A 17,356-nucleotide genomic window follows, 5' to 3' on the forward strand; every position below is an offset into this window, starting at 1 on the left:
GAAAACTTGACACTTGATGTCCCCGAAGAGGGCCATGGAACGATTTCTTCGACAATCTTGTCATTCGGGCTGTCCAGCGAAACCCCAATCCAAAGCCTGAGTTTGGATGCCGTCACCGCCCTGCGTTGGTCTGATTTGCCAAATAGAGGTAATGAATTCGATATTGGCGATTCAATTTTCAATTTTGATTACATTCGTGATGGGGCCAACGCTGGCTTAGATTTTGGTGCCGATTTCTCAAGCTACGATATCGGATTTTCGCGATCGCTGCGAACTTTCCTCGATGACGATGGTGTACTACGCATACCGTCCGATTTCCCTGACCTGACCGGCGACGGAACGCGCAATGAATACAACCTGGCCTTCCAAATGGACTTTGGTCGCCGGGACTTGATTGGATACTATTTCCGCGTAGATGCCCAGGAACTCAGATATACTGATCAAACAAGCCCAACGCTTTCTGATAACAGTACCATCAGTGCAGGAGCGGGAGTCAGCTTTGCCTTATCTCCAATAACCACGGCTACCGTAGATGTCAGCGCGGAGCGATTTGAAGAAGATGATCCGGATCAACGGCATCGGACTACCAAAGACATAACGCTTGGACTACTCCACGAACTCACGTCAAGAACTCGCGTCAATTTTGCCTTTGGGTATACCGACATTGATGATCGGCGCGACATAGAGGGTGATGCGCTTACCACTGGCCCGATTGGCAGTTTCGGTATCGAACATGATATGCCAAACGGTACGGCAACATTCGATTTGGAAACTGAGCTCGCTACAGCCGGGCGCCTCAATAGGTTGAGGGTTGGTCGTAGCAGAGAAGTCCTCGGCGGGGACTTTTTGGCAAGCCTTGGCGTTGCGCATACAAATGATGGAAAGACTGAGCCCATCGGGTCGTTAAGCTACGCTCAAGTTTTCGGAGAAAACGAAATCCGTGTCTTTTTTGACCGGGATGTTGTTATTACAGATGATGACGTGTTTCGCGATGAGTACATCTTAGACATCGTCTATATTCTGGGTCTTGGCCCCTCTTCCCGTCTCGGGTTTTCCGCAACCCAAGTCCTTACCGATGATACTATCGTTGACCCACGCGTTGAGCGGACAGATTTGAATGCTGTTTATAGTTATGAGCTTGAGTCCGAGTGGGTCTTAAATGCCGGCCTTAACTACCGTATACGAGACGAAGACGGCCTCGGCCGCGCGACAAGCCCTTTAGCATTTTTTTCAATTGGTAGAGAGTTCGCCTGGCGGCCCTAACACGTTGCTGATGCTCCTTGGGTCGGTTTGAAGAGTTTGATGTCGAGTTCTTCGGTCTTTCCTCCAAAGAAGTCACCATCATGGCTTCACAGCACCGCCAGTTTCTGGAGGTTGCATGGGAAGTGCCTGAAAACGCGGGACACCCACCTGAAAATTCCCCGGACCCATCGGGGTGTTCGCTAGGTGTGGGAAAGGTACGGCAATTTGCTCATTGCTTCTCAGGTAACATCAAAACCCAAGGTAGTGATTAATGCTCAAAGCCCGACGGGTTTTTAGATTGCCAGTTCCATGCTGTTCTACATATATCAGTTAAGTCACGCTTAGCGGTCCAATCAAGTAACCTTTGTGCTTTGGACACTTCGGCAAAACTACGTGCTACATCGCCTTGGCGCCTTTCCGCGATTTTGAATGGGATTTCTCTGCCTGATGCCTTCTCGAACGCTTTCACCATTTCCAATACAGTGATTCCTGTTCCGGTACCGACATTAATGGCTTCGCATCCATGGTTCTCGTGAGCGTATTTGACGGCGGCAAGATGGGCTGCCGCTAGATCATCAATATGGATATAATCACGCTCGCCCGTGCCATCCCGAGTTTCATAATTGTTGCCAAAAATGCTGAGCTCTTTGAGTCTGCCGACTGCCACCTGAGAGATGTAGGGCAACAGATTATTTGGGATCGCGCGCGGATCCTCTCCAATATCGCCAGACTCATCCGCCCCAACCGGGTTAAAATACCGCAAGAGGACGGCACTCGCGTGCGGTCGTGAAGCAATCCAATCGCGGATAATCTCTTCGATAAAGTATTTTGTGCGACCGTACGGGTTGGTGGGGTTTAGTGGGTGATCTTCGTCATACGGAAGATACTGCGCCTCGCCATAAACCGTGGCAGAAGATGAGAAGACGATATTCTGGCAACCGTGCCGCTGCATGCAGTCCAGCAGGTTTATGCTGCCCGAAACATTCTGCGCGTAATAGGTCAGTGGTTTTTCGTTGGACTCACCAACCGCTTTTAATCCCGCAAAGTGAATGACCGCGTCGGGGCGAAATTTCTCAAAGACCTCATCAAGCACATCTGGGGCGCGATAATCGCCAACGTGAGTTACAAAGCTCGAGTTGGTTAGTTTCTGGACCCGGCGCAACACTTCAGGCGAGCTGTTGGAGAAGTTATCCAGCGCCAGCACGTCAATGCCATCTTGCAGCAGTTTTAATAGCGTATGGCTTCCAATGTATCCGGCACCGCCGGTCAACAGTACACGCATACCGCCTAATTCCTTGTCGCCTTGTTATCGTTGCACGGTCTTTCAGCCAAAGGAGACCCTATACCAACGCAATCGTGTTAGCCATCAAATGATTTGGAGCACGAGCGGATGGCCGGCATCGTGGGATCAGGGGCGACGCTGTTTCAATCCGCGCCGCATTCCCTTGACGCAGCATGCGGGTTTCTCGATTGACTGGTTTTTAATCTCTTTTGTACCTCAGAGGATTGCTTCAGCCTGATCAATCGTGGTTGTCGGTCGGTCTGCTATGGGTAGGAGCAGTTGATGCCCCCCGCTGGTCGGGATGGGTTTCGTCGTTTCTCAGCCAATAGAGCGCGGCTGGGGGTTTGGCTCACCTAGCGTCGCCCAAGTGAGCACAAAATTACAATGGAAACTAAAGCGTATTTCGAAGGTTGAGCCTGAACGAAAACCGCCTCGAAGATTCTCCGTTAGGTAAAGACTTATGGTGTCGCTTGTAGGAATTTCTCTTACCATCGCAGTCTCATAACCAAAGTGGCAACGAACTGACGGGTAGAGCATCTTGAAAAGTGTTTCTTTTGCCGAAAACATCAATGTAGCCAGCTCGAGGCGCGAATAACCAGTTTGTGTGTTCAGTAGCTTTCGTTCCTTGCATGAAAGGCATACTTCTTGGACTGCAGCGAGCGTTTCACCGTCAACTATACGTTCAATATCTACCCCTACGCGATCCCTCGAGTTGTTTGAGAGTATGGTTGCGCAACGACCATAAGAATGAGTAATTGAACCAATTGCACTTTTAGGCCAGATCGGCTCCCGGTTGCGGCCTGACGGAATGTGGACGTTCTTGATACCAAGACTCGACAATCCGACATGTGCAAGAACTCGCCCTGCAAGATACTCTGCGCGGCGACTTTTAACCGCGTATTTGAACTGTTCGGGAAAGCGCACACCCAAGGTTTTATAGTGAGCATCTTCAAAACGGTCGACATCATAGCAGCATTGAAGCAATGTCATACGCGCGCGCATGATTGGGTAACTACTAATGCCTGCGAGGAATGAACCAGACAATTCCGCCAGATCACCGGGAATTCCCTCACTTCCAAGAATGGGTGCCATTAGCTTTCCAATGAACCTATTGAATTGTGCATTTTTGAGCTTCCCGATTCATAAAAGGTCCGCCATGGAGAAAGTGAACGCTCTAATAAACATTTGTCGGTAAAGATCATGACCTAAGACCCAACTTCCCTCCAGCGTTTAGGAGAATCCGTCGTTTGATTCCTGACCTTATGCGGCCTTGGTTTCCAGTCTCGATTTCGTTGCAAATTCCTGCGGCGTGAGATTGCCGAGGGATGAGTGGGGTCCGTATTGGTTATAGTCCTCCTTCCAGGCTGTGATCTTCTCGCGGGCTTCCTTCTCTTCCAACGAACGGATCGCATCATCAAACCCTGGGATCAAACACCCGGATCTGTGTTCAAGATTCTAGACAAAGCAAGATCTGAACTGAAGCCGAAAGAATTTGCCCAAACGGTTCGAAAAGAGCCAGATGCTTTTGCAAAGTACTATGGACAATGAAAGGACACTCACGCATCAAGGAAGAGACCAAGTTCCTATTTCAGTCACTGGCAGCCTGTATGAGTGATGCGGCAATGAGTGAGACAGATATCCAGCATACAGCCAAAGTTCTGGATCTTGTAAACTTCCCTGATCGGGCTGGATTGTTCAAAAGCATCCAGGAGCACTGGCAAAGAAGTCAGGGGTTTGCACTGGCGACATTGAACCTCGACCACATTGTGAAGATGCGTGGCAACCCTGACTTCTTCCAATCTTATAAAGCGCATAGTCATATTGTAGCAGATGGAAACCCGATCGTGTGGCTCTCGCGGATGGCGGGGCGGGAGGTTGATCTGATGCCGGGATCCGAGTTGATAGAGCCTCTGGCCGAAATGGCCGCTCGCGATAATGTACCTGTGGCGTTTTTGGGAGCCACACCTGAAACACTTGATCGGGCGGCACAGAGATTGACTATCCAATACCCAGGATTGCGTGTGGTTGAACAGATTGCGCCCCCTTTTGGGTTTGATCCCCAGGGGGTGAAGGCTGTTTCCTATCTTGAAGCAATACGACAGTCCGGAGCGCAACTGTGCTTTCTGGCTTTGGGGGCGCCCAAGCAGGAACAATTGGCGATTGAAGGGCGCAGGCATGCTCCTGGCTGCGGATTTGTCTCAATCGGTGCTGGGCTTGATTTCATCGCGGGTAGCCAGACTCGTGCACCCAAATGGGTAAGGACACTGGCGCTAGAATGGGTATGGCGTATGCTGAGGAACCCAAAGCGCCTAGCTGGGCGCTATTGGCAATGTATTCTGATTTTACCGGGGTTGGTGCGCGAGGCGCGACGGATTGGGAGACAGAATTGACAAGCGATCCATCTGGCATTTCGGCGACCGCCCCGGACTATCGTAAATGCTCCACGCACAGGGCCCACCGAAGAAAGCGAACGCCTTGTCGTGCGCATCGAACACTATCTCCTGTGTCTCTCGGGGATAACCTCAGTGGACATGCACGAACAGCTATGACATGACCTATGAGTGTGACAATGCCACATAGTGGAATAAGACATTTGTGACGATGAAATTGGTACCTCTTGCAATCCCAGAGGTGATCCTGATCACGCCCAGACGGTTTGGTGATCATCGCGGGTTCTTCGAAGAAACCTACAACGTGAACAGTTTTACCGATGCGGGCATCGATACGGTCTTCGTTCAGGATAACCACTCGCTTTCCGGTGCTGTTGGCACAATACGTGGCCTGCATTTCCAAGCGCCTCCAAGAGCGCAGGCCAAGCTGGTTCGCTGTGGGCGCGGACGCTTTTTTGACGTCGCCGTAGACATCCGCAAAGGTTCTCCCACCTTCGGCGATTGGGTCGGCGCAGAACTCAGTTTTGAAAACGGTCGAATGTTGCTGGTGCCCGCCGGGTTTGCTCATGGCTTCATGACATTAGAGCCGGAGACCGAGATCATCTATAAATGCTCCGACACCTACGCTCCGGAAACAGAAGGCGCCATTCGGTGGGATGATCCCGATATTGGAATTAATTGGCCGCTGGACCTAGCCGAACCGCAATTGTCAGATAAAGATAAAGCAGCTCCATTTTTGCGAAATATAGATACTCCGTTTGTGATTGAGGATGGTGAATGAAAATTATGGTCACGGGCGGTGCCGGTTTTATTGGCTCTGCTGTCATCCGCCGCGCAATTGCTGAAGGCCATGCGGTCGTCAATATCGATGCTTTGACCTATGCGGCCTGTCTGGAGAATATCGCCTCCGTTGCGGATGTGCCTGAATACGCATTCGAGCAGGCTGACATCCGGGATGCGGGGGCGATGGCGGCGATCTTGAACAGGCACCAGCCGGATGTAATCATGCATCTGGCCGCCGAAAGCCATGTCGACCGCTCGATCGATGGTCCTGCGGCCTTTATCGACACCAACATCACCGGCACCTATGTCCTGTTGGAAGCCGCGCGCGCCTATTGGATCGGTGCCGGCAAGCCCCAGAGCTTCCGCTTTCATCATATCTCGACCGATGAAGTGTTCGGATCTTTGGGCAAGACCGGGTTTTTCACCGAAGACAGCCCCTATCAGCCCAATTCGCCTTATTCGGCCTCGAAGGCCGGGTCCGACCACCTTGTCCGGGCCTGGCGCGAAACCTATGGCCTGCCGGTGGTTCTGACCAATTGCTCGAACAATTACGGCCCCTATCAGTTTCCGGAAAAACTCATCCCGGTGGTGATCCTGAACGCGCTGGCTGGCAAACCCATCCCGATCTATGGGGCAGGGGACAACATCCGCGACTGGCTGCATGTCGAAGACCATGCTGAGGCACTGCTGTTGGTGCTGGAAAAAGGTGAGCTGGGCCGCAGCTACAATATTGGCGGTGAGAACGAGATGACCAATCTCGATTTGGTCAAAATGCTCTGCGCGATACTCGATCGGTTGAAGCCGGGCAAAACGCCCTACGCCGATCTGATCACCTTTGTCACTGACCGCCCCGGTCATGATCGTCGCTATGCCATCGACCCAGCCCGTATTCGGAACGAGTTGAACTGGGGCCCCTCTTACACACCTGAAACCGGGTTGGAACAGACGGTTCAGTGGTATCTGGACAACGGCGCATGGCTGGCTGCTCTGCAGAACCGCAGCGGCGTGGGAGAGCGGCTCGGGGTGGCCGAATGAAGGCACTGGTCTTCGGCCATAGCGGGCAGGTTGCTACGGAACTGCGCCGACGCGCGCCGACGCACGGCATCTCGGTCGAGGCGCTGGACCGCTCCCAAGCGGACCTGTCTGATCCGCAGAGCTGTGTTGACGCTATCCGAAGCACGGATGCGGATGTGATCATAAACGCCGCAGCTTACACGGCGGTCGACAAGGCCGAGGATGAGCCCCAGCTAGCCCGGGTGATCAACGGGGATACACCGGGGGCTATGGCGCGCGCCGCAGCAGAGCGTGATTTGCCCTTCCTACACATCTCAACCGACTATGTGTTTGACGGGGCGGGAGATATGCCCCGCACCACGCAGGACCCGACAGACCCTTTGGGTTCTTATGGCCAGACCAAGCTGGTGGGAGAACACCAGATTTCCCAAGCGGGTGGGTGGTATGCGATCCTAAGGACAAGTTGGGTGTTTTCGGCCCACGGACACAACTTTGTCAAAACCATCCTGAGGCTGGCCGAGACCCGTGACACGCTGACCATCGTGGCGGATCAGATCGGGGGGCCGACACCGGCAGCTGATATTGCCAAGACGCTGCTGGCCATAGCCAAAACCGGACGGCAGGCCGAAGGCGGGCTGTTTCACTATTCCGGGACACCCGATGTCAGCTGGGCCGGTTTCGCGCGCGAAATTGTCTCGCAGGCGGGGCTGGCAACCCAGATCACCGATATTCCGACAACAGATTACTCGACCCCGGCCCCCAGACCGTTGAATTCACGGCTGGAGTGTTCGCGGCTCAATGACATTTACGGGCTTGGGCGGCCTGACTGGAAAGCCGGATTGGCGCAGGTGCTGGCCGATCTGAAGGTTGCAGATAGCCCTGCCTTGAAAGGATAGATCATGCAACGCAAAGGTATCATTCTGGCTGGCGGTTCGGGTACTCGGCTGTATCCGATCACAATGGCGGTCTCAAAACAGTTGCTGCCGATCTATGACAAGCCGATGATCTTCTACCCGCTGAGCGTGCTCATGCTGTCGCAGATCCGCGAGATCGCGATCATCACAACACCACAGGATCAGGATCAGTTTCAGCGTCTGTTGGGTGACGGCAGTCAGTACGGCCTGTCGCTTACCTGGATCACTCAGCCTTCGCCTGACGGTCTGGCGCAGGCTTATACTTTGGCAGAGGATTTCCTTGCAGGTGCCCCGTCCGCGATGATCCTGGGTGACAATATCTTCTTCGGCCACGGCCTGCCGGATTTGCTGCGCGAAGCAGATCTACAAGAGCGTGGTGGATCTGTGTTCGCCTATCGCGTTGCCGACCCCGAACGTTATGGTGTGGTTGATTTCGAGGGTCAGAAAGTACGCGGCATCATCGAGAAGCCGAAAGTACCACCCTCAAACTACGCGGTGACCGGGCTCTATTTCCTTGACGGCGATGCCCCTGCCCGTGCCCGTCAGGTCCAACCGTCCGAGCGGGGCGAGCTGGAAATCACGTCCCTGCTGGAGATGTATCTGAACGAAGGCTTGCTGAATGTTCAGACCATGGGCCGTGGCTTTGCCTGGTTGGATACCGGTACACATGGGTCGCTGCTGGATGCGGGAAACTTCGTGCGCACACTTACAGACCGGCAAGGGATGCAGACCGGCAGCCTGGATGAGATCGCCTGGGCTAACGGCTGGATTGATGATGAAGCGCTTGAAGAACGGTCCCGGCTATTCACTAAGTCTACTTATGGTAAGTATCTTAAACTACTTCTGAGTTGATATATGTGAAGTATCTCGATTGGTTTAAATTGTTGTTCTCGTTTAACACGTTTACAAAATCTATGGCTTTGTTGCACAAACTTGGGGATTCACTCTATGAACACAGCATGTTAGTGATTGCCGTTTACGGGTTGTCTGTATTGCAGTGTTCGCCTCCAGGAGCTCTTTGGACCAGCTGTATTAGAGGCTCTGTGCAATGCTTTCACAGCGGCAGAACTCGGCATGCTATCCTCACCCTTCCGGCCATCCGGAACGGCCTGATCTTTTCTTCTGCGGAATACTGTTTGCGGGTCGCACGGCGAATGTCCTTTAAGACCTCCTCACCGTGGCTCAGCTTGGTTCCGGGTTGCTTTCTCATCTCCACTCCTTGGCGGTTACGATGAGCCAGAAACCCTCTCTAATCAAATCACCTTCAACTGTCCCATTGGTGCTGACGTCAGACATGGCCCATCGGAAACACTCTGTTTCGAATAACCCTACCCATTTAATCCGAGCTCCAAGTGCTTTATCTTAAACGTGTCAAAAGGGCCGTTATAGTCCGTTGGGCGAGAATATTGTATGCATTGGGCTCGAACCGGAATATCGTGCCCGGCCAACGGACCAGAATATTTGGATCAGTATCTTGAAAGCGGATCTTTATCTCCAACATTTCCAGTTTCGGGAGCGTCCGTTTGCGCTGCCACCAGATCCGGATTTCATGTTCTGGTCCAAAGGCCACAAGCGTGCGTTCTCGGTGCTGGAATACGGATTGGTGACGCGCGCACCGATTACTTTGCTGACAGGTGAGGTTGGCGCGGGAAAGACCACGTCGCTTTATGCGCTGCTGGAGCGCATCGACAATGATGTGGTGGTGGGGCTCATCTCCAATGGGCAGGGCGGGCGCGGCGAGCTTTTACGCTGGGTGCTCAACGCCTTTGACTTGCCGTACGACACTAATGCCGACTATGTGGAGCTTTACCAACAATTTGTCGATTTCCTGCTGGGGCAATATGCAGATGGTCGATCGGTCCTGTTGATCCTTGATGAAGCGCAAAACCTTTCCGAAGAGACATTGGAGGAGTTGCGCATGCTCACCAATGTCAATTCCAGCAAAGACGAATTGTTGCAACTGATCCTGATTGGCCAGCCGGAACTGCGTGACATGATTTCGCAGCCAGAGTTCAGCCAATTCGCACAGCGCGTCTCTGTCAGCTATCATCTGGGGGCCATGGATGCAGTATCCAGCTGTGACTACATCATTTCCCGCCTTCGGCATGTCGGGGGCAGCGGCCAGGAGTTCACTGAAGCCGCTCTGAACAAGATTTATGACTATAGCGGTGGGGTGCCGCGGATGATCAACAAGATTTGCGATTTGGCGCTGGTTTATGCTGCCAGCGCTGATCAGGCGCGTGTTGATGAGGCAACGATCGAGGAATTGATCGCCGATGGCGTGATCCTGAAGACAGTAGCTGCGCCTGTGTCATTGGCGGATCATTACGTCTTGACTGGAAAATCTGCCAAATGAACCTGCCATTTCGATTTTACTGGTCTCTCTTCAAGCGGCGCCTGCCGGTCATGATGGCGCTGTTTCTGATCTGCTCCGGGCTTGGGGTTGTCACAGCCTTGCAATTGCCGCCGACATACATGTCCTCAGCACGATTGCAGGTGGATCCGCCGCAAATCCCCGATGAAATGGTGGTATCTACGATCCGAACCGAAGTGGCCGAGCAGTTGCAGTTGATAGAAGAACAGCTGATGACACGGGCCAATCTCATTGATATCGCCCAGAGACATCAGGTCTTCGAAGGCATGGCTGCAATGACGCCCGACCGGATTGTGCAGGCGATGCGGGACAGTACCAGAATCCTTCGCAGTGGTGGGCGCGGTCAAGCCTCCCTGATGGCCATCCAATTTGATGCCAGAGACGCCCAAATCGCGGCAGATGTCGTTAATGATTATGTGACCCTTGTGCTGGAGGCGAATAGTTCTTTCCGACGCGAGCGGACAGAAAACACTTTGTCTTTCTTTGAACAGGAGGCCGCGCGGCTTGCTGGAGAAATAGAAGAAGAATCCAGTCGGATCATCGCCTTCAAGAATGAAAATGTCGACGCTCTTCCAGAAGATCTCAGCTATCGGCAAGATCGCCAATCCACATTGCAGGAGAGGCTTGGTCGGCTTGAGCAGGATCGGGCTTCCATTGTTAGTCAACGAAGTGAGATGATCGCCGTTTTTGAAGCAACGGGGCGGCTTGGTTCCGATACGCGACGAGAACTTTCGCCAGAAGAGCAGCGCCTGCAGCAACTCGAGCTTCAACTGGCGGAGGATTTGACCGTTTATTCCGATTCCAATCCGCGGGTTGTTCAACTGCGCAGACAGATTGAGCAGTTAGAACTCGCAATCTCCGGCGGGGATCCCGGGGATTGGCAGGAGGGGACGGAGGCAGAGCCGACGTTTCTCGACATCACACTGGCAGAAATGGATTCACGCATCGAAGAGATCGATCTGGAGATTGTGCGCGTGAACGAAGAATTGGAGCGACTAAGTCGCGCAATTGCCGCCACGGCCACCAATTCGATTACGCTGGAGCGTCTCGAACAAGATCTCGAAAGCGCCCGAACCCGCTACAACTCAGTGTTGGGCAATCTTAACCAAGCTCGCATGGCAGAGCGAATAGAAATCAATGCGCAAGGCGAGCGTATTAGCCTCATCGAAGGCGCCAGCGTACCGCAGGAACCGTCTGGGCCGGCACGCAAAAAAATCGCGGTGATGGGAGGCGCTGTTGGTGGCGCATTGGCGCTGGCATATTTCATGCTTCTTGAACTGCTCAATCAGCGGGTGCGCCATCCTGCAGAGTTGCAGTCCCGGTTTGAAATCGTGCCCATTGGCGTCATCCCCTATCTGGAAAGCCGGGGAGAGAAATGGCGGCGGCGCCTGCTTAGGCTGAGTGCTTTGGCTATTGTGATAGTAGCTGTGCCAGCGGCGCTTTATTACGTACATACTGAATATGTGCCGCTCGAGATATTGGTGAACCGGGTTCTGGTCCAGATGGGCCTGGCTTGAAAGACGCCACGGTTAGAAGGGTAAAGCTGGATGGAAAAATTGCAGGCCGCTCTCGCGAAGGCGCGCGCCGCACGCCATGAGGCTACCGAGACCGTACGCCCAGGTCCCGTTCTGCGAGATCAACACGTGCGCAAGCCTTCCAAATCTAATACGACAGAAACCATCTGGGAGGCATTGCCCCGCTTTGACCTGTCGCCTGCGGTGCTGCGACAGCACCGGATCATCGCGGGCGAGGCAAACAGTGATGCCACCCCTTTTGACCTTCTACGCACCAAGATTATTCTTCAGATGGAGCAAAACGGCTGGTCGCGTCTGGCGATCACTTCGCCGGAACCATCTTGTGGCAAGACCACGTTGGCCTGCAATCTTGCACTGGGTCTGGGACGGCATACAAGTTCGCGCACAATGTTGTTTGATCTCGATCTTGGCTCACCCTCGGTGCATGAGTTTTTCGATCTCAAGATGCGCTATGGTCTGCCGGAAGTGCTCACGGATATGATCGCCTTTGAAAAACAGGCGGTGCGGGTGACAGACAATGTGGCTGTGTCGATTTCACCTCATCCCGAAAAAGACCCCACGCGTTTTCTGATGATGGACCGCACAGCTGAGTTTCTCGATGACATCCAACGCGACTATGCTCCCGACATCATGATCTTCGATCTACCCTCAGCCCTTTCTTCTGACAAAGCTTTGGCGTTCCTCAAAAATGTCGATTGCGCTTTGATCGTGGCACGGGCGGAATATACCAAGTTCAAAAAGCTTGATCGGACTGAAATCGAGGTTGCCGCCAATACCAATGTCTTGGGAGTGGCATTAAATGGCTGCCGCCGTGGCACACTCTCTGACAGCGATCTGAGCTGATGTTTGGCAGAGGCAGGGTTTGACAGGAACAGTGAAGCCCTGAAGGCAAACGCTCCTACATAGAGCAGTTTAACATACAAAAGACTGCAGAACCGAATAGGCGACCATGATTAGGACCAAATCTATGCCTCCCCGAATCTTGAGGCGACTGCTTCTGACATTCATGCTTTGCTTGGGCCTGACGGCCTGTAAGTCCGTTGAAGAGCGCGCCGAAGCCTATTTCGCCTCAGCCCAAGAACTAATCGAAGAAGGGGATCTCGACCGGGCGGCGGTCGAGTTACGCAATGTCTTTGAACTGATGCCCAACCATGTCGCAGCGCGCGAAACCATGGCAGCTTTGATGCTGCAGAAAGACGACAAGGAGGCCGCCTATGGCCAGTATCTGCGGCTGGTCGAACAGGTGCCTGATCATGTCGAAGGGCGCACGGTACTGGCAGAGATTGCATTTGCGGCACGCAACTGGGAAGAGTTCTCCCGCCATGCAACCGAGGTGATTGCTCTCGCGCCTGACGCGCCGCGCACTGAGATGATCGCGCTGGCCTTGCAATATGAGCAAGCGTTGGAGGCGCGCGATGGTCCAGCACGAGATGCCGTGCGCGATCAGGCTGCGGGTCTGGCACAAGAGGCCCCGGATAATGACATCCTGCAGTTGATCCTCTTTGACGCCTATGTCCGCGACGGGGCCATCGATCAGGCCTTGGTACAGCTGGAGAGAATGATCGCCAAGCAGCCGGACAATCGCGATCTCTATACGCAAAAACTTGTCCTGCTCGAACGGCAAGGCGACTTCACAGCACTTGAAACACAGCTACGCGACATAGTCATCCGGTTTGCCGAGGATGATGAACCTAAGACCCAACTCATTCAGTTCCTGCTGGCCCGGGGCGAGCCTGACAAGGTGGAAGCCTTTCTCCGCGAGGTGTCGGATCCGGCGGCAGAAGACCCTACGCTTTTCATCGATCTAGTGCGTTTCATAAACCAGAGACAGGGGCCAGACGCCGCACGCGCCGAGCTGCGCGCTGCATTGGAGGTCGCAGCGGACCCAGAACGGATACAGATCATTCTTGCGGCCATCGATTTCGAAAACGGCGCAGAAGACACGGCGATCGAAACGCTGCAAACAATGCTGGAAGGCACCGAAGAAGACTCCGACACAGCCAACCGCATCCGCATCACACTGGCCCGGATGTTGCTTCAGACCGGCAACGAGACCCGCGCGCGCCAACTGGTGGCAGACACGCTCGAAGCAGACAGCGACAGTGTCGAAGCGCTCAAGATGCAGGCGGCCTGGATGATCCAGGACGACAAAGCGGACGAGGCCATCGCCACGCTGCGTCTAGCCCTTGATACGGCGCCCGATGATGTCGCCGCCATGGACCTGATATCCCAGGCCTATGCGCGCGCTGGCAATCACGAACTGTCCCGCGATTTCCTTGCGCTGGCGGTGGATGCCTCCGACAATGCGCCTGAACCGTCTTTGCGCTATGCCCGGGTTCTGGCAAGTGACGAACGCTATATCGCGGCGGAAGAGGTTTTGATCCCGGCCCTGCGTCGGGCACCGAACAATGCGGATATTCTGGTGCTTCTGGGCGAAGTCTATCTGGCTGCGGAAGATTACGCGCGCGCTGACAGCGTGATCGCGCGCCTGCGCCGCATCAGCACAGAGCGGACCCTTGCAGTGGCGGATGCGCTTCAGGCCCGGCTTCTGGGCAGCCGCGAAGGCGTCGAACAGGCGCTTGGATATCTGCGCGAACTCGCGGAGCGGGAAGACGCCAGCCTCAACACTCAGATTGCGCTTCTGCGCGCACGCCTCAGCAGCGGGCAAACAGAGGCAGCCCTGAGACAGGCTGAGGCGCTTGTCGCGGAATATCCTGACAATGCAGCCCTGCGTTTCATTCTGGCCACCTCACATGCCGCCAATGGCGCACTGGATGTGGCGGAAAATCAGATTCAGATCCTGGTGGAAGAAGATCCCAGACGGGGTCGGGCTTGGGTCCAACTCTATCGCCTCCAGCGCCTTCAGGGAAAAGACGACAGCGCCTCACAGACCCTGCGTGACGGGCGCGCCGCTCTGCCCTACAACCGCGAACTTCTTTGGGCGCAAGCCGGGGAATTGGAAGCGGCTGGCGATATTGACGGCGCCATTGCCAATTATGAGCTGCTTTATGAGCGCAATTCCAACGACCTTGTTGCCGCCAACAATCTCGCCAGCCTGCTGACAAACCACAAGACAGATGACGCCGGCCTTGAACGCGCCTGGGCTGTAGCCCGGCGCCTGAACGGCACAGATGTGCCCGCCTTTCAGGACACTTATGGCTGGCTTGTCTTTCGCCGCGGTGAGGCGGAAGAGGCCCTGCCCTATCTCGAAAGCGCCGCCGCAGAATTATCGCAGGATCCAATCGTTCAATTCCACCTCGGCCAGACTTACGCCGCTTTGGAGCGCGATGAGGACGCCATCGCACAGTACCGCCGGGTACTGGAGTTTGCGGGGGAAGACGACCCCCGCCCGCAGATAGCCATCGCCCGCGACGAGATCACGCGGCTGGAAGCACTCCCACCTGCGGAGGAATAGTCTGGCCCGCGCCGCTTTCAGTTTTGGGGCACCCCGCTTGGTGGATAAGATGTGACCACTTCCCAAACGGTCTCCTGCATCAACCTCGCCGCTTCGGGACCTAGGTCAGCAGCCGGACTACCATCAGCCAGTTGCAATTGGTGAGGCAAGCCAACGGGCGAGCGCCCATAAAGTACAGCGTAGTGAGTGAGCGCCACGAGATAGCCACCGTATTCACTAAAGTGGATGTTGTCATGGAACAGATCGTTGCGATCACGGATGGGCCCAACCCCGCCAGCAGCCTCAACCTTGCGCACAAAAGCTGCCATGACCTGCCCGGCTGGGATGACATAGATCGGCTTGTCGACTTCTTCATAGGCCAGCGTGCGTTTGAGAATCTCGCCTTCCCAATAAAGACTCAAATCCCGGTCGAGCCGTGTGAGCCAACCCTCCGGATCATCCAATGGATGCCAGGTTTCATAAAGGTAAACACGTGTCTCTGGATTGCCCTCCCAAGCGGCGACGGCCCAGTTGCGCAGATATTCATGCGGCGCGAAATACTTGATCATATCCTTGATCTCGACCGCTTCGGTCAACACCACCGCGTCATAGTCGCCTGACGCCATGGCTTCCTTTGCATCCCGAAAGGCGGGAGGACCGTTAGACTCTTCAAACCCATTGATCACCACATCTGGCTCCCAATGCGCACGTAGCGGCGTCCCCCAACCAAGCTGACTGTTGAAACTGTGTCCCTCGCTGCCGCCCTGTTCCGCCAATTGCTGCAACATCCCCGGCATGTATGGTCCCACGAGACTGTGCCCCAGATGATAGACATTGAGTGGGCCCTCGGGTGCCGATGCAGGCCTATCGTAGATCATGCTGAATTGCGCTTCGTCCACCGGATCAGGCGTGCTACAGCGGTTGACCAGGCCGCAAGCGGATAGAAAAAGTAGCAATAGTGGCGTGAGTTTTCGTTTGATGCGATGTAAAAACATGTTCGTATTCGTGTGCGTGTTTAATGGTAAAATGAACCCTATTGGATATGTGCAGCGGTAACTAGTTCATTGCAAGGTATACATTCTGGAATCGATTTCATAACGGGATACACAGATCTTCATGACCAACTCGGGCAAGCTACTAATTTATGCGCCAGTACCATTAGTGCAAACCGATTCCGGACTGTATCTTGAGGATCAAGCTTGCAATGGGCTGAGGCTCTGGGCGGAACATTTTGATGAATTGATTACGATGCACCCCGTCTCTCATACAAAGTTGCCAGACGCTTGGGTGCCAATCAATAACGTTGGGCCAAACTTGGATCGCATTCGTATCTTGCCTCTGCCAACGGCCTATCGTCCTGATCAGTTTTTTCGCCACTATCGAGCCACCCGGAATCTAATACGCGCGGAGATCGACAAAGCTGACTACGTAGCCTTCTCCATCGGTGGCCTTACTGGAGATTGGGGATCGGTTGGGGCTTGGCAGGCCCATATGGCGGGTCGACCCTTTGCGATCTGGACCGACCGGGTGGAATCTGAGGTAACCCGCCGCACAGCGTCTAGTAACCCGCTCTGGCATCGCCGGATCAGAGCGCGGTTAGAACATCGGCCCATGTGGGAATGGGAAAAATTTATCATCCGACGCGCGGCTCTGGGCCTGTTTCACGGCAAGGAAACCTATGAGACCTATGCCCCCTATTGCCGCCAACCACAACTCGTGCACGACATCCACATCAAGGCCTCGGAACATCTCCCTCCCGAAGCTCTGAAGGCTAAGGTTGTCGCTGCGAACAATGGGCCCCTGAAGATCGTCTATACAGGAAGGGCGAGCGCGATGAAGGGTCCGCAAGACTGGGTGGAGGTTCTTGAGACACTTGCCAAGCGACAAGTGGATTTCCAAGCCACATGGCTGGGTGATGGACCGGATCTAGCAGACATGAGGGCGCGCGTCGCCAACGCAGGCCTTGAGAGCCACGTCACCTTCACAGGTTTCGTGAATGACCGCGCTGCGGTTTTCGACCACTTGCGACAGGCCCATATTTTCCTTTTCTGCCACAAGACGCCGGAATCCCCGCGATGCCTAATCGAAGCGCTGGTCTCTGGCACGCCGATCGTCGGCTATAGCAGCGCCTATCCCGAGGATCTGATTTCGACTCATGGTGGAGGACAACTCGTTTCACTGAACAATGTCGCTGCCCTGAGTGAAACAGTGCAGTCGATTGCTGGAGATCGGTTACTCCTCGGAGACATGATGGCCCGAGCCTTGCGGGATGGAGAGGGTTATACCGACGATGCGGTCTTCCAGCACCGCTGCGAGATCATTAAGAAGTATCTTTAAACAACGGATTGCCCGGGAAGGTCGTCTTGTGGTGACCTTCCCCCGCAGCCCGGATCAATGGGTAGCTTCACCGGGTTTGTGCGACAAAGCC

16 protein-coding genes and 1 pseudogene are annotated in these 17,356 nt (G+C 54.5%); 12 read left to right on the top strand and 5 right to left on the bottom strand.

The window, feature by feature from the left end; genetic code table 11:
* The first annotated feature begins 6 nt into the window (after positions 1 to 6).
* Together ACR0BI_RS21605 and ACR0BI_RS21610 are read left to right on the top strand one after the other, a co-directional pair.
* Positions 7 to 1,263 carry a hypothetical protein gene (locus ACR0BI_RS21605; protein ID WP_170399773.1) on the top strand — a complete coding sequence of 419 codons (1,257 nt, stop codon included), beginning with the start codon at positions 7 to 9 and terminating at the stop codon, positions 1,261 to 1,263.
* Between the two features lie 80 nt (positions 1,264 to 1,343).
* Positions 1,344 to 1,514, top strand: coding sequence for a hypothetical protein (locus ACR0BI_RS21610; protein WP_370644484.1), 171 nt, complete (start codon positions 1,344 to 1,346; stop codon positions 1,512 to 1,514).
* Here ACR0BI_RS21610 and galE read toward each other — a convergent pair.
* From galE to ACR0BI_RS21625, 3 genes are all read right to left on the bottom strand, one after another.
* Positions 1,511 to 2,524 (bottom strand): UDP-glucose 4-epimerase GalE, encoded by a 1,014-nt coding sequence (gene galE, locus ACR0BI_RS21615; RefSeq protein ID WP_170399778.1) that lies wholly within the window; start codon positions 2,522 to 2,524, stop codon positions 1,511 to 1,513. The two genes, ACR0BI_RS21610 and galE, sit on opposite strands and share 4 nt — an antisense overlap.
* Before the next feature lie 318 nt (positions 2,525 to 2,842).
* Complete coding sequence (locus tag ACR0BI_RS21620; protein WP_170399780.1) at positions 2,843 to 3,616, bottom strand: 4'-phosphopantetheinyl transferase superfamily protein; 774 nt, start codon at positions 3,614 to 3,616, stop codon at positions 2,843 to 2,845.
* A 168-nt stretch (positions 3,617 to 3,784) separates the two neighbouring features.
* Positions 3,785 to 3,955, bottom strand: coding sequence for an integrase core domain-containing protein (locus ACR0BI_RS21625; RefSeq protein ID WP_170399783.1), 171 nt, complete (start codon positions 3,953 to 3,955; stop codon positions 3,785 to 3,787).
* A 113-nt stretch (positions 3,956 to 4,068) separates the two neighbouring features.
* Here ACR0BI_RS21625 and ACR0BI_RS21630 point away from each other — a divergent pair, with 113 nt between their 5' ends.
* From ACR0BI_RS21630 to rfbA, 5 genes are all read left to right on the top strand, one after another.
* Complete coding sequence (locus ACR0BI_RS21630) at positions 4,069 to 4,914, top strand: WecB/TagA/CpsF family glycosyltransferase (protein ID WP_480747685.1); 846 nt, start codon at positions 4,069 to 4,071, stop codon at positions 4,912 to 4,914.
* Positions 4,915 to 5,125: 211 nt separating this feature from the next.
* Positions 5,126 to 5,695 (top strand): dTDP-4-dehydrorhamnose 3,5-epimerase, encoded by a 570-nt coding sequence (rfbC, locus tag ACR0BI_RS21635; RefSeq protein ID WP_170399786.1) that lies wholly within the window; start codon positions 5,126 to 5,128, stop codon positions 5,693 to 5,695.
* The gene (rfbB, locus tag ACR0BI_RS21640; protein WP_480563010.1) at positions 5,692 to 6,732 is read left to right on the top strand and encodes a dTDP-glucose 4,6-dehydratase; all 1,041 of its coding nucleotides are present in this window, start codon (positions 5,692 to 5,694) and stop codon (positions 6,730 to 6,732) included. Before rfbC ends, rfbB begins: the two co-directional genes overlap by 4 nt.
* On the top strand, positions 6,729 to 7,607 hold the full coding sequence (rfbD, locus tag ACR0BI_RS21645) for a dTDP-4-dehydrorhamnose reductase (protein ID WP_170399792.1): 879 nt from the start codon (positions 6,729 to 6,731) through the stop codon (positions 7,605 to 7,607). The genes rfbB and rfbD overlap by 4 nt, the downstream gene beginning before the upstream one ends.
* Positions 7,608 to 8,477, top strand: coding sequence for a glucose-1-phosphate thymidylyltransferase RfbA (rfbA, locus tag ACR0BI_RS21650; RefSeq protein WP_170399805.1), 870 nt, complete (start codon positions 7,608 to 7,610; stop codon positions 8,475 to 8,477).
* A gap of 183 nt (positions 8,478 to 8,660) precedes the next feature.
* Here rfbA and ACR0BI_RS21655 read toward each other — a convergent pair.
* Positions 8,661 to 8,835: pseudogene (locus ACR0BI_RS21655) on the bottom strand (IS3 family transposase); the annotation flags it as partial.
* Positions 8,836 to 9,099: 264 nt separating this feature from the next.
* Between ACR0BI_RS21655 and ACR0BI_RS21660 the strand changes: the two are divergent.
* The 4 genes from ACR0BI_RS21660 (at position 9,100) to ACR0BI_RS21675 (ending at position 14,949) form a co-directional block, all read left to right on the top strand.
* Positions 9,100 to 9,981 (top strand): ExeA family protein, encoded by an 882-nt coding sequence (locus ACR0BI_RS21660; protein ID WP_170567779.1) that lies wholly within the window; start codon positions 9,100 to 9,102, stop codon positions 9,979 to 9,981.
* Entirely contained in the window at positions 9,978 to 11,516 is a 1,539-nt protein-coding gene (locus ACR0BI_RS21665) for a GumC family protein (RefSeq protein WP_170399527.1), read from the top strand. The genes ACR0BI_RS21660 and ACR0BI_RS21665 overlap by 4 nt, the downstream gene beginning before the upstream one ends.
* 30 nt (positions 11,517 to 11,546) lie before the next feature.
* Entirely contained in the window at positions 11,547 to 12,377 is an 831-nt protein-coding gene (locus tag ACR0BI_RS21670) for a CpsD/CapB family tyrosine-protein kinase (RefSeq protein WP_170399530.1), read from the top strand.
* A 124-nt stretch (positions 12,378 to 12,501) separates the two neighbouring features.
* Positions 12,502 to 14,949 (top strand): tetratricopeptide repeat protein, encoded by a 2,448-nt coding sequence (locus ACR0BI_RS21675; protein WP_480563009.1) that lies wholly within the window; start codon positions 12,502 to 12,504, stop codon positions 14,947 to 14,949.
* A gap of 17 nt (positions 14,950 to 14,966) precedes the next feature.
* Here ACR0BI_RS21675 and ACR0BI_RS21680 read toward each other — a convergent pair whose 3' ends face one another.
* Positions 14,967 to 15,827, bottom strand: a complete 861-nt coding sequence (locus ACR0BI_RS21680) for a hypothetical protein (protein ID WP_480879191.1) — start codon at positions 15,825 to 15,827, stop codon at positions 14,967 to 14,969.
* A gap of 388 nt (positions 15,828 to 16,215) precedes the next feature.
* On the opposite strand from ACR0BI_RS21680, the gene ACR0BI_RS21685 reads away from it, so the two are divergent.
* Positions 16,216 to 17,265 (top strand): glycosyltransferase, encoded by a 1,050-nt coding sequence (locus ACR0BI_RS21685; RefSeq protein ID WP_480437946.1) that lies wholly within the window; start codon positions 16,216 to 16,218, stop codon positions 17,263 to 17,265.
* The last annotated feature ends 91 nt before the right edge of the window (positions 17,266 to 17,356 follow it).

Source organism: Ruegeria sp. E5, assembly GCF_056534105.1.